Source organism: Micromonospora sp. RL09-050-HVF-A (assembly GCF_019374995.1).
Taxonomy (GTDB): Bacteria; Actinomycetota; Actinomycetes; order Mycobacteriales; family Micromonosporaceae; genus Micromonospora; species Micromonospora antibiotica.
The window spans coordinates 5424542-5445698 of the sequence record NZ_JAGKQP010000002.1; the positions used below are offsets into that span (position 1 = coordinate 5424542).

Below are 21157 nucleotides of genomic sequence, written 5' to 3' on the forward strand. Positions count from 1 at the left end.
CCGTCCGGGTACGGCCCGCCGGGCGGCGGTGGACGACGGGCGGCTGACCGGCACCCTTCCCGCACCCGGGCGGGGTGACCTGGGCAGAATGAGGGGATGAGCGAGATCGACTGGGAGCGTCTGCGGGCCGCCGCCACCGAGGTGATGCGGCACGCCTACGTGCCGTACTCGAAGTTCCCGGTCGGCGCGGCGGCCCTGGTCGACGACGGCCGGGTGGTGGTCGGCTGCAACGTGGAGAACGCCGGCTACGGGGTGACCCTCTGCGCCGAGTGCGGGGTGGTGTCGGCGCTGCACGCGACCGGCGGCGGGCGGCTGGTCGCGATGTCCTGCGTCGATGCGAACGGTGAGCCGCTGATGCCGTGCGGCCGGTGCCGGCAACTGCTCTGGGAGAACGGCGGCCCGGAGTGCCTGGTCGAGTCGAGGACGGGCCCGCTGCGGATGGCGGAGCTGCTGCCGCACGCCTTCGACGTGGCCGACATCGAGGCGGTCGTCGGCGGGACCCCGGTGCCGGTGGTGCCGGACCGGTTGGCCGCCTGGCGGGGCCGGGGCACCGTCTTCGTGCACCCGGACCTCTCCGCCGGGCAGCAGATCTGGACGGCGTACTGGGAGCGGTCGGCGGGGGACACCGACGAGGCGGGGCCCGGGGTGCTGGAGGAGGCGCCGAGCTGGGGCGACCCGGCGGAGGCGATCACCTGGGGACTGGCCCGGACGCCGAGGGTCGTGGTGGTGGACGCGGAGGGCACCATCTTCTGGGCCGGCGAGGGTGAGCCGCCGCTGGAGATCCCGGCCCGTTGGGCCGCCTCCTGACCCGTCCGGCCCTCACGCCGGTTACTGCAACGACTTCAGAAGGAACTCAACGGTGAGTGCTTTTACCGCGGTCGACGTCATCCGGGCTAAGCGGGACGGGGGTGTGCTCAGCGACGGTCAGATCGACTGGGTGGTCGACGCGTACACCCGGGGGCTGGTGGCCGACGAGCAGATGTCGGCGCTGGCCATGGCGATCCTGCTGCGCGGCATGACGGCGGCGGAGATCGCCAGGTGGACCGCCGCGATGATCGCCAGCGGGGAGCGGCTGGACCTGTCGGCGGTGGCCCGGCCGACGGTCGACAAGCACTCCACCGGCGGCGTCGGCGACAAGATCACCCTGCCGCTCACCCCACTCGTCGCGGCCTGCGGCGGTGCGGTGCCGCAGCTCTCCGGCCGGGGGCTCGGGCACACCGGCGGCACGCTGGACAAGCTGGAGTCGATCCCCGGCTGGCGGGCGGCGCTGAGCAACGACGAGTTCATCGCCCAGCTCCGCGACGTCGGCGCGGTGATCTGCGCGGCCGGCGCCGCACTCGCCCCGGCCGACCGCAAGCTGTACGCGTTGCGCGACGTCACCGGCACCGTGGAGGCGATCCCGCTGATCGCCAGCTCGATCATGAGCAAGAAGATCGCCGAGGGCACCGGGGCGCTGGTCCTCGACGTCAAGGTCGGCTCCGGCGCGTTCATGAAGAACGTGGCCGACGCCCGCGAGCTGGCCCGGACCATGGTGGCGCTCGGGGACGCCCACGGGGTGCGCACGGTCGCCCTGCTCACCGACATGTCCACCCCGCTCGGTCTGACCGTCGGCAACGCGATCGAGGTGACCGAGTCGGTGCAGGTGCTCGCCGGTGGTGGCCCGGCCGACGTGGTGGAGCTGACCCTGGCGTTGGCCCGGGAGATGCTCGACGCGGCCGGTCTGCCCGACGCCGACCCGGCCGCCGCGCTGCGCGACGGGCGGGCGATGGACGCCTGGCGGGCGATGATCCGCGCCCAGGGTGGGGACCCCGACGCCCCGCTGCCGACGGCCCACGAGACCGAGGTGGTCCGGGCCGACACCGACGGCTACGTCGAGTCGGTCGACGCGTACGCCATCGGGGTGGCCGCGTGGCGGCTCGGCGCCGGCCGGGCCCGCAAGGAGGACCCGGTCAGTGCCGCCGCCGGGGTGGTGCTGCACAAGCGGCCCGGCGACCCGGTGCGGGTCGGCGAACCGCTGTACGAGCTGCGCGCCGACGATGCGACCCGACTGCCGGCGGCGGCTGCGGAGGCCGCCCGCGCGGTGCGGGTGTCGACCGTCGCGCCGACGACGTCGCCGCTGGTCATCGAGCGGATCGGCTGACAGGTCGTCACACCTGGCGGCCGGTCGACCGACAGGGGTCGGCCGGCATGGTGCCGGTCGCAACGGAACGCTATCCTCCCTGGTCAGGGGGACCGAACGGCGGTGACGCCGCGTGAGCAGACAGGGAATCCGATCGTGCTGGTAGCCGCGCCCGATCCCCGCGAGGTCCGCGAGGCGAGCCTCGACGAGTTGTCCCGGCTGCGCCTGCCCCTGCCACCGACCCAGTTTCCCCTGGTCTGGGAGCCGGGCGACGAGATCGAACTGCGTCCCACCGTGGAGATCGAGGCCCGCATCGCGGTGCTGCACCTGATCCTGGCCCGCTGCTTCGGGATGCCGGCGCAGACGGCGATGAGCTGGTTGCTCGACTCCCACCTGGTCGACATGGTCACCCCGCCCGAGTGGCAGTTCGTGGTGGGCGGCAAGGGCGACCACCGCTCGTTCGTCCTGCACCACGACGCGCTCTTCTCGCTGTCCTGGGTGCTGGGCCTGAGCAAGCAGCTCGACCCGACCATCCCGGTGGACGAACGGCTGGTGGAGCGGATGCCGTACCTGGCCGGGGGGGAGACCTTCGGCCAGTGGCGGGCCCGCATCCTGGCCGCCCCGCAGCACCCGGCGGACGCCGCCGCCCTGCTCGACCTGCACTACTGCCTGGACTGGGCGTACCTGGAGGTGGAGAAGTCGGGGCACCGGCTGCCCGGCCTGGTGGACGCGAACGCGATCGGCCAGCGCCGGTGGGCGTTGGAGTGGGCGGTGATGCTGCGCGGCCCGTACCACGACGAGCCGCCGGGCTGGGAAGAGGTCGACCTGTCCACCTGAGCCGGTGGCCCGCCAGGCCCCTCGTGGGCCAGTGGGCCGGCGGGTCCCCGGGCACGTCGTGGTCGACGGGGGCGGTTCCTCTGGTGACGTCGTGGTCAGCGGGGACGCCAGGTGGTCAGGCGTACCGACGCGGTCACCGTGACCGGGGTGGGCAGCGCGTCGATCGCGGCGGCGTGCCGCGCCGGGTCGGTGTGCCAGGCGCTCGGCCCCATCCCGACCAGGGTGGCCACCTCGGCCCGGTCGAGGGTGAGCCGGGCGGTGTGCACGGCGGTGTGCTCCGGGGTGAACCGCCCGGCGAGGCTGTCGGCGACCCGGTCGGCCTTGGCCGGGTCGACCCGCAGCAGCCCGAGCACGTCGACCAGCTCGGCGAGGTGGGCGTCGGTGGGGGTGACCACCAGCAGCACCCCGGCGGGGTGCAGCACCCGGTGGAACTCGTCGCCGTTGCGCGGGGCGAAGACGTCGAGCAGCACGGCCACCGACCGGTCGGCCAGCGGTAACCGCTGCCAGGTGTCGGCGAGCGCGGCGGCGGCCCGGGGGTGGGCGCGGGCGGCGCGGCGCAGCGCCGGCTTGGCGACGTCCAGGGCCAGACCCACGGCGTCGGGCAGCGCCGCCAGCACCGCCGCGAGGTGCCGCCCGGTGCCCGCCCCGGCCTCCACCACCAGCGGGTACGCCCCGAAGCCCACCCGCTCCGACCCGCCTGCCGCCCGGTCCACCTCCCCGCTCGCCTCGGCCGGTCCGCTCGCGGCTGCCGGCCCGGCCTGGGCTGCCGGTCCGCTGACCTGGGCCGGCCCATTTCCCGTTGCCGGGGTCGATGCTGGCAGCCTGTTCGCGGCTGCCGGTTCGGCCGGTTCGGCCGGTTCGCTGGCTTCGGCCGGTTCGCTCGCTTCGGCGGGGCCGGTGGGCGTTGACAGGGCGGATGCCGCCGCCTTGGCCAGGGTGGACGAGATCATGTCGTAGTGCCCGGCGGCCAGGAAGTCGGCGCGGGCGGCGACCATCTCGGCGGTGTCCCCGACGTGCGGGGCCCGGCCGGCGAGCAGGGTGACGTACCCCTGGCGGGCCAGGTCGAAGCTGTGCCGGCGGGGGCAGCGCAACGCGCGGGTGTCGGTGGCGGCGGCCAGCGGCTGGGTGCAGACCGGGCAGCGCAGCCGGGCGACGATCTGCGGGTGCGTCGCGTCGACGGGCTGCTCGAACGGGTGCGGCGCGGTCACCCGCAGCAGCCTACGGCGCACGGCCGGCCGGGCCGCCGGCATGTCTGCCCGATGCGCGGGTCCCGCGCCCGGGTCGGCGGGTCGGCGGGTCAGCGGGTCGGCGGGTCGGCGGGTCGGCGTGAGCCTGATCGCGGTCCGTTGGGGGGCGTGACTAGGGTCGGGGGATGGTCGCAATCCGATACGAGGACATCGTCAAGGTCCCGAAGGCGCTGCTGCACGATCATCTCGACGGCGGCCTGCGGCCGGCGACGGTCGTCGAGCTGGCCGCCGAGGTGGGGCACGAGCTGCCGAGCACCGATCCGGAGGCGCTCGGCCGGTGGTTCGCGGAGGCGGCGCACTCGGGTTCGCTGGAGCGCTACCTGGAGACGTTCGCGCACACCGTCGCGGTCATGCAGACCGCTGCGGCGCTGCGCCGGGTGGCCCGTGAGTGCGCGCTCGACCTGGCCGCCGACGGTGTGGTGTACGCCGAGGTCCGGTTCGCCCCCGAGCAGCACCTGGAGCAGAACCTCACCCTGGACGAGGTGGTCGAGGCGGTCGTCGCCGGGTTCGTGGAGGGCAGCGCGGAGGCCGCTGCGGCGGGCACCCCGATCCGGGTCGGCACCCTGCTCACCGCGATGCGGCACGCCGCCCGGTCGCAGGAGATCGCCGAGCTGGCCGTCCGGCACCGCGACGCCGGGGTGGTGGGCTTCGACATCGCGGGTGCCGAGGCCGGTTTCCCGCCCACCCGCCACCTGGACGCCTTCGAGTATCTCCAGCGGGAGAACTTCCACTTCACCATCCACGCCGGTGAGGCGTTCGGCCTGCCGTCGATCTGGCAGGCGATCCAGTGGTGCGGGGCGGACCGGCTCGGCCACGGGGTGCGGATCGTCGACGACATCACCCCGGGTCCGGTGCCGACGCTCGGCCGGCTGGCCGCGTACGTGCGGGACAAGCGGATCCCGCTGGAGCTGTGCCCGTCGTCGAACGTGCAGACCGGCGCGGTGGCGTCGATCGCCGAACACCCGATCGGGCTGCTGCGCGAGCTGCGGTTCCGGGTGACGGTGAACACCGACAACCGGCTGATGAGCGGCACGTCGATGTCGCGGGAGATGGCGCTGCTGGTGGAGAACTTCGGCTACGGCTGGAAGGAACTCCAGTGGTTCACGGTCAACGCGATGAAGAGCGCCTTCATCCCGTTCGACGAGCGGTTGGCGATCATCGACGAGGTGATCAAGCCGGCGTACGCGAAGCTGATCGGCTGACTCAGCGGTGCGGGTGGCCGGCGACCAGGTCGGCCACCCGGCGCAGGATCTCCCGCGCGTGGGCCGCCTCGGCGCCGAGGCCGGTCTGCCGGCGCAGCACCGCCGGTTCGGCGCGCAGCAGCGCCACCCCGCGCCGGATCAGCACCTTCGGTGCCTTGCGCTGCTCGGACAGGTCCCGGGCCAGCCGGCGGACGAAGGTCGCCCCGCGCGGTCGACGCAGCGCGTACGCCCCGGCGAGCAGCCCTCGTCGGCGGCACTCCTCGACGATGTCGGCGGCGAAAATCCCTTCGGCGATGAAAAGTGGCGATCCGGTCACGTCAAATGGCCGGGTGGCCACCCGGCGATCCGCACCGATCGCATAGACGGGCACTTCGGCCCGGCCCTGCTGGGCCAGTCGGTCAATTGTCTCCACGGCCGTTCCCGCGTCCCACGACTCGGGCGCGTCCCAGTCGACCAGTCCGTTTCGTCGCGGCAACGTAGGGTCATCACCGTTCTTGTAGAAGTCGTCCAGGCAGAGCACGGGAAGGCCGGTTCGTTGCGCTATGTACGACTTTCCGGACCCGGAGGGGCCGGCGAGGAGCACGACGCGGTGGCGATATTCCATTACTTTGGGTAACTCCGGAAAGACGGATTGCGATCAAATTGCATCAACATCTCATCACACCTCCGGCGACCGACAACCTGGGCTTTCTCTTTCAGGGGAGGCGTGATGGAATCTCGGAGGTCCGACCCGCCGGGTCGGCTGCTGGGCGTTGCCCGTGGCAACGCGGAGACGCTGTAATCGCGAGGGCGGTGACGTGAGCAAACGGCCAACGACGGCGAACTCCTTCCTGTCGCGTCTGCGTCGGCCGGCCGGCCGGCTCCGCGACATGCCGATCTGGTCCAAGCTCGGGCTGATCATGATCGTGCCGACCATCGCCACGGTCGTCGTGGGCACCAGCGGGCTGGTGGACCACCTGCAGACGCTCAACAACGCCAACCGGGCCGGCGACCTGGCCAACCTGGTGGGTTACTCCGGTGACCTCGTCAACACCCTCCAGGACGAGCGCACCAACGCCGTCCTCCTGCTCGGGTCGCCGAAGGGGCAGGCTCGCGCGCAATACCAGGAGGCGTACAACCGGGTCAACCAGCGGGTCGACCAGTCGAAGTCGCCCTACTCGCAACAGCGCGCCGAGATCGAGGGCCTGCCGGCGACCCTGGAGGCGCAGCTCGACCGGATCGACAGCGACCTGACGGAGATGCCCGGCATCCGCAGCCAGGTCTACAACGGCAAGCTCCGGCTCAGCGAGGCGGTCAGCCGGTACACCGGCCTGATCAACAATCTGATCACCATCCGTGACTCGGCCACCCAGCTCGCCGGTGACAACGACCTGAGCGACCAGATGCGCGCCGCCGCCGCGATGGCCCGCGCCAAGGAGTACGCCTCCGTCCGCCGGATCGCGGTGCACCAGGTGCTGCTCCAGAAGGCGTACACGCCCGCCCTGCGGGAGCTGTACATCTCCAGCAACACCGGTGAGCAGCAGGCCCTGCAGAGCTTCCAGGCGGTGGCCAGTCGCGCCGAGCGCGAGTTCCAGGACCAGACCATCTCCGGCTCCGACCGGCGTCAGGCGGACATCTACGCCGGCCAGGTCAGCGCGCTCAACAGCGACAAGCTCGACGGCCTCACCTTCAGCACCGACCAGTGGGACGCGGCCATGGTCGCGTACGCCCAGCTCAACCGGTCCGTGGAGGTACGCCTCGACAGCGACGTCGTCGCCAAGGCCGACGAGTTGCGCTCCGACGTCCAGCGTCAGGTCTTCCTGGAGACCGGCCTGCTGCTCAGCATGCTGCTGCTGGCGATCCTGTTCGCCTACCTGGTCGCCCGCTCGATGGCCCGCTCCCTGCGCGAGCTGCGTCAGGGTGCCCTGTCGATCGCCCAGTTCGGGCTGCCGCAGGCGGTGGCCCGGCTGCGGGACCCGCAGTTCACCGGGCAGCAGTCCCCGGCCCAGTTGGCCAACCAGATCGCCGAGCCGCTGCCGGTGCGCAGCCGCGACGAGTTCGGCCAGGTGACCGAGGCGTTCAACGCCGTCCACCTGGAGGCCGTCCGGACCGCCGCCGAGCAGGCCGCACTCCGCTCCTCGGTCGCGACGATGTTCGTCAACCTCGCCCGCCGCTCGCAGATCCTGGTCGACCGTCTGATCGGCCACCTGGACCGGCTGGAGCGCGGCGAGGAGGACCCGGACCGCCTGGCCGAGTTGTTCCAGCTCGACCACCTGGCCACCCGGATGCGCCGTAACGACGAGAACCTGCTGGTCCTCGCCGGTGCCGACTCCACCCGGGTGCAGCGCGAGCCGGCCGCCCTCATCGACGTGCTGCGTGCCGCCCAGTCCGAGGTCGAGCACTACACCCGGATCGAGTTCGGGGTCATCGACCGCGACATCGAGGTCTCCGCACACGCGGTCAACGACCTGGTCCACCTGGTCGCCGAGTTGTTCGACAACGCTACGGCGTTCTCCCCGCCGGACTCCCAGGTGATGGTCGAGGCCCGCCGGGTCGGTGACCGCGCGTCGCTCTACGTCGAGGACCGGGGCATCGGCATCAGCGCCGAGCAGTTGTCCGATCTCAACGAGCGGCTTGCCACCCCACCCCAGGTGGACGTGGCCGTCTCCCGGATGATGGGCCTGGTCGTGGTGGCCCGGTTGGCCTCCCGGCACGGCGTCAAGGTCGAGCTGCGGCCCGGCACCGACCGGGGCACCGTGGCCGAGGTCGTCCTGCCCACCTCGGTGCTCGTGCCGCGTGCCCTCACCGGCCGGGCCCCGGGCACCCCAGGACTGCCGGGCCCCGGCCCCCAGTTCGGCGGTGCCGCGCCGGCCTTCGGTGGTTCCGCCCCGACCCCGGCCTTCGGTGGCAACGGCACCTCGCCGGCCTTCGGCGGCAACGGCACGTCGCCGGCCTTCGGCGGTGCCGGTGCCCCGCCGGCCTTCGGTGCGCTGCCCGCGCTCGGCAACGGCCAACCGCCCGCCCCCCGACAGGGCGATTCCGGCAACCAGGTCACCCTCGGCGGCCGGCCCTTCGACCCGGCTCCGCGCAACGGCTCCGCCGCCCCGGCCAACGGCGGGCGCGGTCTGCCCGCCTGGTCGGACCTCACCGGTGCCAGCGGGATCAACGGCAGCGACGGGTTCACCCCGCGACCCACCAACGGGCAGTCGATCGATCCGCTGCCCCAACGGCGCAGCACCGACGACCCGGACAACACCGCCCAGCAGCCGGTCATCCCGCGTCAGCTGCCGAGCAGCCCGGAGGCCCGGCCGTACAGCTCTCCGCCGGTCCCGCCGGTGTCGGCACCGCCGCTGCCGCCGGCGTACCCGGTCGCACCGGTCTCCGCCCAGCCCGTGTCGGGCCAGCCCGTATCGGGTCACCCCGTGTCGGGCCAGCCGGTCTCCGGCTACCCGGTTTCCGGTCAGCCGATGTCCGGCTACCCGGTGTCGGCGTCCCCGTACGCCGGTCACCCCGGCCCGGCTGCGCCGGTGTCCGGTTCGCCCGGTGCCCCGCTGCCGTCCCGGCCCACCTCCGGCGGTGCTGCCCCGGGTGCCGGTGCCCCGCCGGCCTGGCCGCCGGTGGCCAATCCCGACCGGGACACGGCCACCCCGCCGGTCCCCGAACGGCTCTCCGCCGCCCTGGACATGACCACCGAGCTGCCCCGGGTGCCGCGCGCCGAGCCGACGCCGGCCCCCCGCCAGCCGACGCCGCCGCCGGTGCGGGCCGCGCAGCCGGCAGCCAACCGGCCGTCAGCGCCGCAGCAGGTCCCCCAGCAGCGGTACGCGGACGAGACGATGGAACTGCCGATCTTCCGGGAGCTGGAGTCGGCCTGGTTCCGCACCCGCAAGCCGGGTCCGGAGGAGTCAGCCGGTGCCCGACAGTCGTTGACCAATGGCGCGGGGACCTCGCAGTCCGCCGTCGACACCGCCATCCACCCGGCCCAGTACACCGCACCAGGGACGACAGGTAGCGCACCGATGGCAGACACCGCGCCGGCCGGGGGCGTGCCGCGTGACAACGGGTCGACAGCGAACGGGGGATTCGCCGGTCGCGGCGACGGCCCGCCGGCCCGCCGCCCCGCCCCTCAGCCCAACTCCTGGCAGACCGCCGCCGACGACGGTTGGCGGGCGGCGGTGGCCGCGACCGAGGCACCGGTGGCCGGGACCACCCAGACCGGCCTGCCGAAGCGGACGCCGATGGCGCAGCTGGTGCCAGGGGCGATCGAGAAGCCGGCCGCGTCGGTGCAGCGACGTACGCCGGAGGCAGTCAGGGGTCTGCTCTCGGCCTACCATCGAGGTGTGCAACGCGGCCGGACCACCTCGGACAACCCCACCAACCCGGACGCGACTCCGGGCGGGCAGCAATCCTCGCCGTCTGGCTTCGGCCCGGCGGGCGGGAGCGGGCAGAAGGAGCAAGAAGGATGACAACTACGCAGGATCTTGGTTGGCTGCTGGCCAACTTCGCCGACCGGGTGCCGGGTGTCGCGCACGCGGTCGCGGTATCCGCCGACGGCCTGCTCCTCGCTTCGTCGCGCGACCTGCCCCGGGACCGGGCCGACCAGTTGGCCGCGATCGCGTCCGGCCTGGTCAGCCTGACCCAGGGGGCGGCCCGCTGCTTCGAGGGCGGCGCGGTGTTGCAGACCGTCGTCGAGATGGACAACGGCTTCCTGTTCCTGATGTCCATCTCGGACGGCTCGTCGTTCGCCGTGCTGGCCGCCCGCAGCTGTGACGTCGGTCAGGTCGGTTACGAGATGGCGTTGCTGGTCGACCGGGTGGGCGACGCGCTCACCCCGCAGGCCCGTACGGCTGTCGGGATGATGGGCTGACCGGGCTGACCAGTTGGTCGGCACGGAACGACGACAACAACGACGGGTTCCACCGGGCGAGAGCCGGTGCCGGGGGCGAAGGAGGTGAGTGGCGAGATGGTCGATCGTGACGAACCGACAGGTGCGTTGGTCCGGCCGTACGCCGTGACCCGTGGTCGCACCCGTCCCCGGCTCGACATCGCCTTGGAGGCGCTCGTCGAGACGACGGTGCGCGGTCGCGCTGCTGCCGGTGGCAACGGCGGTCAGGGCCGGGAGCACCAGTACATCGCCGCGCTGTGTGACGGACGTGTGCAGTCGCTGGCCGAGATCGCGGCGCGGATGCAACTCCCGCTCGGTGTGGCCCGGGTGCTCATCGCCGACATGGCGACGGACGGCCTGGTCGCGGTCCACGAGCCGACCATTCTGGACGACTCGGACGACGCGGTGGGCACTGAACTGCTGGAGAGGGTGCTGAGTGGACTTCGCAGGCTCTGACATGTCGCAGCGGCCGCCTGCCCCGAACGGGCGCGTGACGTCGGCGAAGATCGTTATCGCCGGTGGGTTCGGCGTCGGCAAGACGACGCTGGTCGGCTCGGTCTCGGAGATCACGCCGCTGACCACCGAGGCCATCATGACCTCCGCCGGTGTGGGCGTCGACGACACCCGGCAGGTGCCGGGCAAGACGACGACCACGGTGGCGATGGACTTCGGCCGTATCTCGATCGACCGGGATCTGATCCTGTACCTGTTCGGTACGCCCGGTCAGACGCGGTTCTGGTTCATGTGGGACGAACTGGTCCGGGGTGCCATCGGTGCCGTGGTGCTGGTCGACACCCGCCGGTTGGCCGACTGCTTCGCGGCGATCGACTTCTTCGAGCACCGGCGGTTGCCGTACCTGGTGGCCATCAACTGCTTCGACGGGATGCAGTACCACGACCCGCAGGACGTCCGGGACGCGTTGGCGATCTCGACCGACGTCCCGGTGGTGGCCTGTGACGCCCGTAACCGGGAGTCGACCAAGCACGTGCTGATCTCGCTGGTCGAGTACGTCCTCACCATGCGGCGGTCGCGCGCGGTCGCGCCGGCCTGACCGACTCCGACGCGCCCGGTGGCGGCCCCTGGCCGTTACCGGGCGCGTTCGCGTTCCCGGCGGTCATCGCGGGCGGGTCGTGCGACCGCTGTGGGGCCACCTGGGCGACGTCGACGCCCTGGGGGTCACCGGGATGCGGACGCGGTGCCGCACGGTCGGTACGACGACGCTGGCCCGGCCGGAAGAATCGGGCCGGGCCAGGGTGGAACCATCAGACTGTCAGGACCGGTATCCGGCGGAGCGGAACTCGTACTCCCGATCGTCTTCCCGCTCGGTCGGGTCGCGGCTGAAGTCCCAGCCGCCGGCCGCCTCACGGCCCGGCCGGCCGCCGACGGCGAAACCGCCGATCTCCTGCCCACGACGCCAACCCCGGAAGTAGCCGGTGGTGTTCTCGGCGAGGCTCGCGGCGTCCCGGACGATCCGCAGCGGACGCTCCTCGCGCAGCGGCGAGCCGGGAACGAGGTTGGCCTGGGGGACCCGTTTGGGTAGCCCGGCCGAGGTTTCCGCACCCACCGCCGGCTGGGCGACCTTTTCGGCGGCCTGCCAGCCGGTGTCCGCGGTGGACGACCACTCCAGGTCGCTCTCGTCGCCGTGCCCGACGAACCACGCCGACTTCGCCTGGGCGAAGATCAACAGGTCGCCGTCGCCCTCGTCGGAGACCGGTGGCGGGCGGTGCTCCATCGGCGCGGGACGGCGTTCGACCGGCTCCGGTCGCCGCTCCAGGCCCGGCCGCTCGCTGCGTGCCGGCCGCTCGGGCCGGTCGAGAAGTTCCGGCCGCTCGGACCGCTCCGGCCGCTCCAACCGCTCGGGCCGGTCGAGACGCTCCGGCCGCTCGGACCGCTCCAACCGCTCCGGCCGGTCCAGGCGCTCGGCCCGCTCGGGCCGGTCCAGGCGTGCCGGACGGTCGACCCGGGTGGGGCGGTCCAGATGCTCCGGCCGGTCGAGGCGCTCGGCGCGGTCAACCCGGCTGGGCCGACCGGGACGGCCGGCCTCCTCCCGGTCGACCAACCGCAGCGGGGGAGTGTCCAGGTGCGGATCGGCGGGGGCGTCCAAGCCGTCCCGCAACGCCCGGTCGGCCAGCGGTGGCGGCTCCACCAGCCGCAACATCGGCGGCTCCGGGGGCAGGTCGTCGGCCAGCCAGGGCGGGGTGATCCGGCGTCCGGCACCCGGGTCGGCGGGGGCGTCGCCCGCCCGCCCGGCCCGCTCACCATAGGCCGGCACCACCGGGTTGTTGGCCGAGCTGTCGCCCGGATTCTCCGGGTTGTTGACCAGGGGCCAGTTCGCCCGCGAACCCGGCGCGGCGGTGGGCTCCGGCTCGGGGCGGGTGATCGGCACCGGGACGTTCAGGTCCGTCGCGCTGAACCCACCAGTGGGCGTCGAGAGGGCGCCGGTGGTCTTGGGCCGGGGTGGGATCACGGTGCGTTGCCGCTCGGCCCGTGCGTTGTTGATCGCGGCGGTGGTCAGCGTCGGCCGGAACGGCTCACCGGCCTCGGCGGGCGGCACGTTGCCGCGCTGTGCCGGGGCGATCGGGGTGATCCCCGGAGGAGGCGGTGGCGGAGCCGAGACGGGCCGGTTCGCCGGGGCGTCCATCCCGCGCCTGATCGGCGGAATCATGGTGGTCGGTGCGTCCGAACCCCCACGTCGGCCCGGCGGCATGCCCTGGTCCGTACGCGCGGGTGGTGCCGAGGTCGGCAGGTTGGCGGCGGCAGCCGGGGTCACCGGTTGGGGGGCCACCGGCGGTGGGGCGATCGGGGCGGGGGCCACCGGCGGCGGCCCGAGCGGTCGGGGCGTGGCCGGCATCGCTCCGCCGGGGACCGGCTCGGGACGGCTCCGCCGGCCGGTCGGTACCGGCGGGGCCGGCTCTGCGGTTCGGACCGGCCGCAGGCCGGGACCGGTGCCACTGATGCCGGTCAGCTCGCCGACCTGCTCGCCCCGGCGGGCGGCAGCCCGGCGGCCGGGCATGGGACTCGGGGCGCTGACCCGGGTGCTGAGCGCGCCCACCAAAGCCTCGCAGCCGGCGTCACAGGCGCGCACCGCAGCGACCGACTGCCGAACGGTCTCGGCGACGGCGGACGTGAGCGCCCGGTTGACGGTGGCCCGGCGCGGGGTCTCGGAGATGGCGACCCGCAGCGCGGTGACCGCCGCCTCGATCTCCCCGGCCTCGGCCACCCCGTCGGCGGTGAGGTGTGCGGTGACCGCCTCGGCGGCGACCGACATGTCGCGGCCCCGGGCCGCCGTGCCGGTGAGCATGTTCGGCTCGGGCAGCGCGTCGAGGACGGCCAACGCCACCGGATCAGCCGGGTCCGGGTACGCCCGCAGGGCGGCCGGATACAACTCGCGGAGCACCTCGCGCAGGGCCACGGCGGCGGAGTGCCGGCCGCTGGACAGGGCGGCGTGCGCGGCGAGGACCTGCTTGAAGCCGGCCAGGTCCCGGGGAGCCGGCAGGGTGACCGCGGAGAGCGCGCCGGCCTGGAGGGCGCGGGCCAGGCCCACCGCCCGCCGCTCGGCCGGCGCGGACTGCATCTCCTCCAAGGAGTCGTCGTCGGCGAACCGCTCGGCGAAGTCGTCGACCGAGTCGTCGTCGGCGATCGCCAGTGGACGGCCCGCCGCGCTCAGCAGTGAGGTGACCGTGTGGTCGTCGCTGTCGGCCGCGATCGCCACGCCGCTCGGCCCGCCCGACCGTTCCACGAGCAGCGTGACGAGCTGGGCGTAACCCGCCGCGTCGTCGCTGATCTCGTAGACGTGCAGCAGACGGCCTGCGTCGTCGACCACGGCGGACGTCAGCGTCGATCCGGCCGAGGCCGGTCGGTCGGCCGGATCTGCCGAGGCCAGACCGCAGTACACGCGCACGAGCGCCACGGCGTCGTCCTCCTCCCGGGACACAGGTCTATTCTCTGCCAGCCACTGATGCTCCCCGTTCGGGGTCAGTCGCGCCAGTCCACGACGGCAGAGATCTTGCCGACAATGGTGCGCCACCCCAAGCTTGCGGTCTGGGCACCGATTTTCTTCAGCCGCCTACGGCCGAGAAATCCACCGACTCCGCCGTTGACAGAAGCGCGCAGCGCCTCGTCGAGATCGTCCAGGCTGGAGCCGGCCGAGAGCATGTCCAGCACGGCGGGTAGCCGCAGCGCGTACGACAGGTCACGGGCGACCTCGCCGGCCTCGATCAGCAGGGTCGGGTCCCACGTGTCGTGCCCACCGCGCAGGTTCTCCACGACCAGGTCGAGTTCGTAGGTGTCCTCGTCGCGCGGGGCGATGTCGGCCGGCTCCACCCGTTCGGACAGTTCATTCCAACCGTCCAGTTGAGACAGGTCGTTGGGTGCCCCGGAGCGGATGAAACTGACGAGCGACTCGGGCGTCTTGAACAGCAGCAGCCGGCCCTTGTGGCTCAGGAAGACCGGCACCTCCTCGTCGCCGTCGGTGTCGTCGTCGGCGGCGTCCGCGTCCTCGTCGGCGTCCGAGGCGTCGGTGTCGTCGTCGGCGTCCGAGGCGTCGGCGTCGAGGGTGTCGGTGCCCTTGCCGCCGGCGCGCTTGCCGTCGCTCACGCCCTTACGGTCCGCGTCGTCCTCGTCCTCGGCGGAGAGTGCGGCGAACTCCTCGTCGAGGATCACCACCTCGTCGTCGTCCTCGGCCTCGACGACCTGGCGGCGGGCCAGGAAGGGGTCGTCCTCGTCGCGCTCGGCGACGTCCGTCGGGGTCAGCTCGCGTGCCGCCCGGTACGCCCGGAGGGTGAAACCGGTGCCGGCGGGCAGGGCGATCTCGACCGGATCGATGCTCAGCTCGTCCCAGAGCGAGCGGTCGGCCGGGCCGGACTCCACGTCGGGCCCGGTCGGCCCATCGGTGTCGCCGAGCTCGGGTTCGTCGGCGTCGGGCCGTTGGGGCGACTGGCGGGCCACGCTGACCTCCGTGTGCGTCGGGTTACCCACTCGGCGGCATGCGGTCGCCGAGTGACTCTGGGCACATACCCTAATGGGCGGCCGGCCGTGGGCCGACCCCGCACCCCGGCGAGGCCCGGGAACCCGTGCCTGCTGGCGGTCCGGGCGGCTGACAAGTAGCGTTGCTACGTATGAAGGCTCAGGCGTTGCACGGCCACCTCGACGCCCTGTTGCTGGCCGTGCTGGAGCAGGGCGAACTGCACGGCTACGCGGTCATCGAGGCGCTGCGCGCCCGCAGCGCGGGCCAGCTCGATCTGCCGACCGGCACCATCTATCCGGCGTTGCGTCGGTTGGAGCGGGCCGGTCACGTGGCCAGTTCCTGGAGCACGGTCAACGGTCGGGAGCGGCGGACGTACCGGCTCACCGACTCCGGTCGGGCGTCGCTGGCCGGCGAACGGGCCGGGTGGCGCGAGTTCAGTGCCACCGTCGGCCGGTTCCTCGACCCTGCCGGCCCGCCCGCCACGCCGGCCTGACCCCGCAGCGTCAGCGGGTGGCGACCAGCCAGAAGCGGGTGGCCCGGAAGAGCGCGAAGTGGGCGGCCCCGGCCAGCACCGCGCCGACGATCATCGGAGGCCAGGTCAGGGCGGCCTCCCACAGCGCGATCGACCAGCCGAAGAGGGCCACCCCGGCGACCGCGCCGAGGGTGAGGGTGCCGGTCAGTCCCCAGCCGAGCAGCCGGTTCACGGATGTGCCGGCCCGACCGCGACGGGCCGCCCAACGCCCGGACACCAGGGCGGCCAGCGCGACCGTGGCCACGGTCAGCCAGATGCCGTGCATCGATCCGGCGAGCACCTGGTAGCCGGCGGGCGGGGGCGGCCCACCGCTCCAGCTCGACCCCTGCCAGGTCAGGTCACCGCAGGCTACCAGCAGCACGGCGATCACCAGCGCCCGCCGGGCCAACCCGCGCAGCGTCCCGGCGGCCAACTCCGCCTGGTAGGCCGGAGCAAGTTCGGCAGGCGAGCCGAAGTCGACCACGGCCCGCCGTTCGGCCTCCCGCGCCGGCAGGCCACCGTCCCGGTACGCCTCGGCGGCGTCGTCCAGCGCGTCCCGTACCTCGCGGATCAGTTCGGTCCGTAGCCGCGTCGGACCGTGCAGCCGGGACTCCAGATCCCGCAGCCGCTCGTCGATTCCTACCTTGTCGCAGGCGCGCATGGCATCACCCTGCCACGACCGGGCGGGCCGCGCGTCGGGGAGATTCCCGGACCCGGGCTCCGGTGTGGGGCGGCTCCGGGACACGGGTCGGGGGTCGGCTCGTTCAGGGCGTCAGCGTCAGGTATCCGCGCTCTGCGGCCTCCTGGAGCACCCACTGGTCCCGGTACCAGCCGGCGGTGGTGACCAGATCGGCGTGCCGCCCCCGCTGGACGATCCGGCCGGCGTCCAGGACCACGACCTCGTCCATCCCGGACAGGCCGCTGAGCCGGTGGCTGATCAGCAGCACGGAGTGCCCGGCGGGGGTGGCTGCCAGCACTCCGGCGAGTACCGCGTCGGCGGCGACCGGGTCGAGACCCTCGGTCGGTTCGTCCAGCACCAGGACGCCGGGCGCGGCGAGCAGTGCCCGGGCCAGCGCGAGCCGCTGCCGCTGCCCGCCGGAGAGCTGACCGCCCTCCTCGCCGACCATGGTGTCCCAACCGTCGGGCTGTTCCGTCACCCAGTCCAGCAGGCCGGCGGCGCGGGTCGCCGCGGCCAGCTCGGCCTCGTCCGCGTCGGGCCGGCCCAGCAGCAGGTTCTCCCGCACCGACGCGTGGAAGACGTACGCCTCGGCGAACAGGCCGCCGATCGCCCGGGGCAGTTCCTCGGGCGGGTACGCCGACACGTCCCGACCGGCCAGGGTGACCCGGCCGGTGTCGGGTCGTACCGCCCCGGTCAGCACCGCGGCCAGGGTGCTCTTGCCGGCGCCGCTCGGCCCGACGACCGCGATCCGGCGGCCGGCGGGCAGGTCGAGGTCGAATCCGGCGAGGGCGGGCGCGGCCCCCTCCCGGTACCGGACGACGACCCCGTCGAACCGCACGTCGCGCGCCGCCGCCCCCACGCCCCCCGGGCCATCGGCGGCCACCAGGCCGCCGTCCCCCGGAGCACCGGCGACTGCCGGGCCACCGGCGACTGCCGGGCCACCGGCGGCTCCCGGGTCACCGGCGGCCCCGGGCCGGCCGCGCCGGTGGGGTCGTCGAGCAGGGCGGCGACCCGGGACAGGCCCGCGCGGAGCTGGGTCCACTGTCGGGCCGCGCCGACCAGCGCCAACGTGATCTCCACCGCGGCGAGGGTGCCGACGGCGAGCACCCCCACCAGCACCCCGGCCACGTCGGCGCGGAGGGCGGCGAGCACCACCCCGGCGGCGGTCAGTCCGGCCACCAGCACCCCGGCCGCGTCCACCGCGAATCCGGTCGCGGCGAGCCGGCGCTCCAGCCGGGCCAGCCGGTCGGCGCGGCGGGTCGCGGCCCGCAGCGCCTGGCCGGTGGCCCCGAAGGCGGCCAGGTCGGCGGCACCGTGGGTGAGGTCGACGGCGTCGGTGGCGAGCGCCCCGCGCAGCGGTGCCACCTCGTCGGCGGCCCGACGGGTCAGCGCGGTGGCCAGCACCGGCAGTGCCACCCCGGTGACCAGCAGCCCGACCGCGAGCACCCCGGCCGAGGGCAGCGAGATCAGGGCGGCCCCACCGACGGCGAGCACCCCGACCAGGGCGGCTGCCGCCCCGGGCACGAGCACCCGGAGCAGCAGGTCCTGCACCGCCTCGACGTCGGAGACCAGCCGGCTCAGAGCGTCCCCGGTGCGCTGGCCGGCCGGGGTGGGCCGGGCGGCGAGGGTGGCGAAGACCCGGGCCCGGACGTCGGTGACCAGGCGGAGCACGGCGTCGTGCCCGGCGAGCCGTTCGGTGTAGCGCAGCACGCCCCGGCTGACCGCCAGCGCCCGGACGGCCACGATGGCGACCGTCAGCCGGTCCAGCGGTGGCTGGCCGGCGGCGCTCATCAGCAGCCAGGTGGCGGTGGCCATCAGGGCCAGTCCGGCGAGTTCGGTGGCCGAGGCGAGGAGTCCGGCCCCGAGCAGTCGGCCCAGGTACGGCCGGGCCAGCCGCAGCACCACCCGTTCGGGCCGCGCGGCGGGGACGGGTCCGGGGTTCATCGGCGGGCCTCCCGCGCCAGGGAAGGGGCGGGTCGGGTCGGCGTGACGGAGGCGGGTCGGGCGCTCATCGGCCGGCCTCTGCGGCCGGGGTCAGCTCGGTCACCCGCCCGGCGGCGACGTGCAGGACCCGGTCGGCGTCCGCCAGGAGGGCCGGCCGGTGCGCCACCAGCAGGGCGGTGCGACCGGCCACCAGCCGCCGGGTGGCCGCCAGGACGATGGTCTCGCTGGCGGTGTCCAGCCGGGCGGTCGGCTCGTCGAGCAGCACGAGCGGGGCGTCCCGGAGGAAGGCGCGGGCCAGGGCGACCCGCTGCCGTTGACCGCTGGACAGCCCGTGGCCGCGCTCGCCGAGCAGGGTGCCCAGCCCGTCGGGCAGGGCCGTCACCACGTCGTCCAGCGCGGCGTCGGTGACCGCGCGGGTCAGGGTGGCGTCCGGGGTGTCGGGGGAGCCCAGCCGGATGTTGTCGGCAAGCGTGGCGGCGAAGAGGTGGGCCCGCTGCGGCACCCAGGCGATCTGCCGACGCCAGTCGTCGGGGTCGACGTCGGCCAGGTCGACCCCGGCGACGGTGATCCGGCCGGCGGTGGGCGTGACGAAGCCGAGCAGCAGGCCGAGCAGGGTGCTCTTGCCGGCGCCGCTCGGCCCGACGACGGCGATCCGTTCGCCCGGTCGGATGGTGAGCGTGACGTCCCGCAACGCGGTGGTCCGCTCGTAGGCGACGGTGACGTCGGTGAACACGATCTCGCCCGCCCCGGACGGCGTACCGACGCGTGCCCCGACCCCCGCCGGGCCGGCCGGCACGCCGGCGGCGGGGCCCTCGGTCGCCGCACCGGCCGGGCCGGTGGTGACGGCGGAGACGGTCAGCGCCTCGTCCAGCGCGGTGAGCCCTTCCATGCTGGCGTGGAAGCGGCTGCCGGCGGCCCGCAACGGCAGGTACGCCTCCGGCGTGAGCAGCAGCACCAGCAGCGCGGTGGCCAGGGTGATGCCGCCGTCGAGCAGCCGGATGCCGACCGGCACCGCGACCAGCGCCACCGACAGGGTGGCGACCAGTTCCAGCACCAGCGCGGAGAGGAAGGCGATCCGCAGGGTCTTCATGGTGGCGATCCGGTGCCCGTCGGCCATCCGGCGGACCACCTCGGTCTGTGTCCGGGCCCGGCCGAACGCGCGCAGGGTGGGCAGCCCGGCCACCATGTCGAGGAAGTGCCCGCCGAGCATCGACAGCCGCCGCCACTGCCGTTCGGTGGCGGCCTGGGCCTGCCAGCCGAGCAGCGCGCCGAAGACCGGGATCAGCGGGATGGTGAGCACGATGATCAGGGCCGAGCTCCAGTCGGCGAAGACCAGCCGGGCCAGCACGGCGGCCGGCACGGTGACGCTGAGCACGAGCTGGGGGAGGTAGCCGGTGAAGTAGGCGTCCAGCGCGTCGAGGCCGCGCCCGGTGAGTGTGGCGAGCTGGCCGGCCCGCTGGCCGGCGACCCAGCCGGGCCCGTGCCGGCCGACGGCGGCCAGCAGGTCGGCGCGGAGGGTGGCCTTCACGGTGGCGGCGGCCCGTGCGGCGGCGGTGCCCTGCCCCCAGGTGACCAGGGCCCGACCGCCGACGGCGGCGACGAAACCGGCCAGCGCGGTGGTGTCCAGCCGGCCGTCGATGGCGGTCGCGAGCACCGTGGCCAGGGCGGTGGCCTGCGCGACGACCAGCAGCGCGGTGAGCCCGCCGAGGGCGGCGAGCACGGCGAGGTCGCGCCGGGCCGCGGGGACCCGGCGCAGCAGACGCGGGTCGAAGGGACGGCGGTTCACCAGTACACCGGTGCCCTGCCGTCGGTCCGTCCCCGGAACACCCACCAGCACATTGCCTGGAAGCCTAGTAGGGCCGGCAGGAGGGGCAGCAGCAGCCAGCCCAGCAGCTGCAACGTCGGCCCGCTGGCCGCCGCGTCGGTGACGCCGACGGTGGCCGCCGGGTCGACCGTGGAGACCAGCACGGCCGGCCAACGGGCCACCCCGACCAGCGCCACCGGCAGCGCCAGGGCCGTGCCGGTAGCGGCCAGGGCCACCCCGGGCCGGCCCCGGTGCAGCGCCGCGCGGGCCGCAACCAGCGCCCCGACCAGCGCCACCAGCAGCAGTACGGCGGGAAGCGGCTGGCTGGTCGCTGCGCGTACCCGGTCGGAGAGCAGGCCCAGCGCGGCGGCCGTGGTGACGGCGGCGAGCGACCCGACGAGCAGCCGGCGGGCCAGCCGGGCGGTCACCGGGGCGTCGGCGGTCGGCAGCCGCAGGGTGAGGAAGGTCGCACCGTGCGCGGCGACGAGGACGAGCAGGGCGAGCCCGGTGGCGGCGACGAACGGGGTGGCCAGGTGGCTCTGCCCGGCGACGTGACCGTAGGTGTCGATCGGCAGGCCCTGGAGCAGCCCGGCGAGCAGGGCACCCCAGCCGAACACGGCGAGTGCGCTGCCGACCACGACCACCCGGTCCCAGTGCCGGCGGGCGGCCGGCCCGGTCGGCCGACTGCGCTGCTGCACCCCGGCCGTGACCAGGATCACCCCGGCCAGCGCTCCGGCCACGGCGGGGTAGTAGCCGGAGAGGAGTTCGCCCTCCAGGGTGGGGAAGACGCCGAAGAGGATGCCGACGGCGGCCACCAGCCACACCTCGTTGCCGAGGAAGAAGGGGCCGAGCGCGGTGAGCCCGGCGCGGTGGGCGGCCGGGGTGTCGCGCCGGGCGAGCAGCAGCCCGACGCCGTAGTCGTAGCCGGCGAGGACGAGGTAGCCGGCGAAGAGGAGACCGAGCAGGGCGTACCAGAGGAGGGGCATC

Annotated in this window: 16 protein-coding genes and 1 pseudogene; 10 read left to right on the plus strand and 7 right to left on the minus strand. The window is 74.2% G+C overall.

Annotated features, from left to right (window positions below; translation table 11 throughout):
• The first annotated feature begins 96 nt into the window (after positions 1–96).
• The 3 genes from J7462_RS24140 (at position 97) to J7462_RS24150 (ending at position 2956) form a co-directional block, all read left to right on the plus strand.
• Positions 97–807, plus strand: coding sequence for a cytidine deaminase (locus tag J7462_RS24140; RefSeq protein WP_219466959.1), 711 nt, complete (start codon positions 97–99; stop codon positions 805–807).
• Between the two features lie 52 nt (positions 808–859).
• Positions 860–2140, plus strand: coding sequence for a thymidine phosphorylase (locus tag J7462_RS24145; protein WP_219466964.1), 1281 nt, complete (start codon positions 860–862; stop codon positions 2138–2140).
• A 135-nt stretch (positions 2141–2275) separates the two neighbouring features.
• Positions 2276–2956: a DUF4272 domain-containing protein gene (locus J7462_RS24150; RefSeq protein WP_208568640.1), complete on the plus strand. Its 681-nt coding sequence runs from the start codon at positions 2276–2278 to the stop codon at positions 2954–2956.
• A gap of 95 nt (positions 2957–3051) precedes the next feature.
• On the opposite strand, the gene J7462_RS24155 is transcribed toward J7462_RS24150, so the two are convergent.
• Complete coding sequence (locus J7462_RS24155; protein ID WP_219470654.1) at positions 3052–4113, minus strand: putative RNA methyltransferase; 1062 nt, start codon at positions 4111–4113, stop codon at positions 3052–3054.
• A 215-nt stretch (positions 4114–4328) separates the two neighbouring features.
• Between J7462_RS24155 and J7462_RS24160 the strand changes: the two genes are divergently transcribed.
• Positions 4329–5405, plus strand: coding sequence for an adenosine deaminase (locus J7462_RS24160; RefSeq protein ID WP_208568638.1), 1077 nt, complete (start codon positions 4329–4331; stop codon positions 5403–5405).
• Position 5406: 1 nt separating this feature from the next.
• Here J7462_RS24160 and J7462_RS24165 read toward each other — a convergent pair whose 3' ends face one another.
• Entirely contained in the window at positions 5407–5817 is a 411-nt protein-coding gene (locus tag J7462_RS24165) for a uridine kinase (RefSeq protein ID WP_255597883.1), read from the minus strand.
• A 385-nt stretch (positions 5818–6202) separates the two neighbouring features.
• Between J7462_RS24165 and J7462_RS24170 the strand changes: the two genes are divergently transcribed.
• From J7462_RS24170 to J7462_RS33750, 5 genes are all read left to right on the plus strand, one after another.
• Positions 6203–9847, plus strand: coding sequence for a nitrate- and nitrite sensing domain-containing protein (locus J7462_RS24170; RefSeq protein WP_308291012.1), 3645 nt, complete (start codon positions 6203–6205; stop codon positions 9845–9847).
• The gene (locus J7462_RS24175) at positions 9844–10248 is read left to right on the plus strand and encodes a roadblock/LC7 domain-containing protein (RefSeq protein ID WP_067304724.1); all 405 of its coding nucleotides are present in this window, start codon (positions 9844–9846) and stop codon (positions 10246–10248) included. Before J7462_RS24170 ends, J7462_RS24175 begins: the two co-directional genes overlap by 4 nt.
• Positions 10249–10344: 96 nt before the next feature.
• The gene (locus J7462_RS24180; RefSeq protein ID WP_088643989.1) at positions 10345–10722 is read left to right on the plus strand and encodes a DUF742 domain-containing protein; all 378 of its coding nucleotides are present in this window, start codon (positions 10345–10347) and stop codon (positions 10720–10722) included.
• Between the two features lies 1 nt (position 10723).
• Positions 10724–11317, plus strand: a complete 594-nt coding sequence (locus tag J7462_RS24185; RefSeq protein WP_088643912.1) for an ATP/GTP-binding protein — start codon at positions 10724–10726, stop codon at positions 11315–11317.
• 672 nt (positions 11318–11989) lie between these two features.
• Positions 11990–13939, plus strand: coding sequence for a DUF4573 domain-containing protein (locus J7462_RS33750; RefSeq protein ID WP_374197589.1), 1950 nt, complete (start codon positions 11990–11992; stop codon positions 13937–13939).
• A gap of 302 nt (positions 13940–14241) precedes the next feature.
• Here the strand turns inward: J7462_RS33750 and J7462_RS24195 are convergent, their stop codons facing one another.
• Positions 14242–15243: a DNA primase gene (locus J7462_RS24195; protein WP_219466972.1), complete on the minus strand. Its 1002-nt coding sequence runs from the start codon at positions 15241–15243 to the stop codon at positions 14242–14244.
• Between the two features lie 140 nt (positions 15244–15383).
• Between J7462_RS24195 and J7462_RS24200 the strand changes: the two genes are divergently transcribed.
• Positions 15384–15725, plus strand: a complete 342-nt coding sequence (locus tag J7462_RS24200) for a PadR family transcriptional regulator (protein WP_208568633.1) — start codon at positions 15384–15386, stop codon at positions 15723–15725.
• Positions 15726–15735: 10 nt separating this feature from the next.
• Here the strand turns inward: J7462_RS24200 and J7462_RS24205 are convergent, their stop codons facing one another.
• The 4 genes and pseudogenes from J7462_RS24205 to J7462_RS24220 all read right to left on the minus strand — a co-directional run bounded on the left by J7462_RS24205 (position 15736) and on the right by J7462_RS24220 (position 21156).
• Positions 15736–16404, minus strand: a complete 669-nt coding sequence (locus J7462_RS24205) for a permease prefix domain 1-containing protein (RefSeq protein WP_219466975.1) — start codon at positions 16402–16404, stop codon at positions 15736–15738.
• Between the two features lie 103 nt (positions 16405–16507).
• Positions 16508–18366, minus strand: a pseudogene (gene cydC, locus J7462_RS24210) (thiol reductant ABC exporter subunit CydC).
• A 64-nt stretch (positions 18367–18430) separates the two neighbouring features.
• Positions 18431–20152: a thiol reductant ABC exporter subunit CydD gene (gene cydD, locus J7462_RS24215; RefSeq protein ID WP_219466981.1), complete on the minus strand. Its 1722-nt coding sequence runs from the start codon at positions 20150–20152 to the stop codon at positions 18431–18433.
• The gene (locus tag J7462_RS24220) at positions 20149–21156 is read right to left on the minus strand and encodes a cytochrome d ubiquinol oxidase subunit II (RefSeq protein ID WP_219466984.1); all 1008 of its coding nucleotides are present in this window, start codon (positions 21154–21156) and stop codon (positions 20149–20151) included. Before J7462_RS24220 ends, cydD begins: the two co-directional genes overlap by 4 nt.
• Position 21157 lies beyond the last annotated feature (1 nt).

Bases quoted from the DNA above. Each gene is read 5' to 3' on its own strand.
- J7462_RS24140 (WP_219466959.1), top strand. From the start codon at position 97: ATGAGCGAGATCGACTGGGAGCGTCTGCGGGCCGCCGCCACCGAGGTG.
- J7462_RS24160 (WP_208568638.1), top strand. From the start codon at position 4,329: ATGGTCGCAATCCGATACGAGGACATCGTCAAGGTCCCGAAGGCGCTG.
- J7462_RS24175 (WP_067304724.1), top strand. From the start codon at position 9,844: ATGACAACTACGCAGGATCTTGGTTGGCTGCTGGCCAACTTCGCCGAC.
- J7462_RS24180 (WP_088643989.1), top strand. From the start codon at position 10,345: ATGGTCGATCGTGACGAACCGACAGGTGCGTTGGTCCGGCCGTACGCC.
- J7462_RS24185 (WP_088643912.1), top strand. From the start codon at position 10,724: ATGTCGCAGCGGCCGCCTGCCCCGAACGGGCGCGTGACGTCGGCGAAG.
- J7462_RS24200 (WP_208568633.1), top strand. From the start codon at position 15,384: ATGAAGGCTCAGGCGTTGCACGGCCACCTCGACGCCCTGTTGCTGGCC.
- J7462_RS24205 (WP_219466975.1), bottom strand. From the start codon at position 16,404: ATGCGCGCCTGCGACAAGGTAGGAATCGACGAGCGGCTGCGGGATCTG.
- J7462_RS24220 (WP_219466984.1), bottom strand. From the start codon at position 21,156: ATGCCCCTCCTCTGGTACGCCCTGCTCGGTCTCCTCTTCGCCGGCTAC.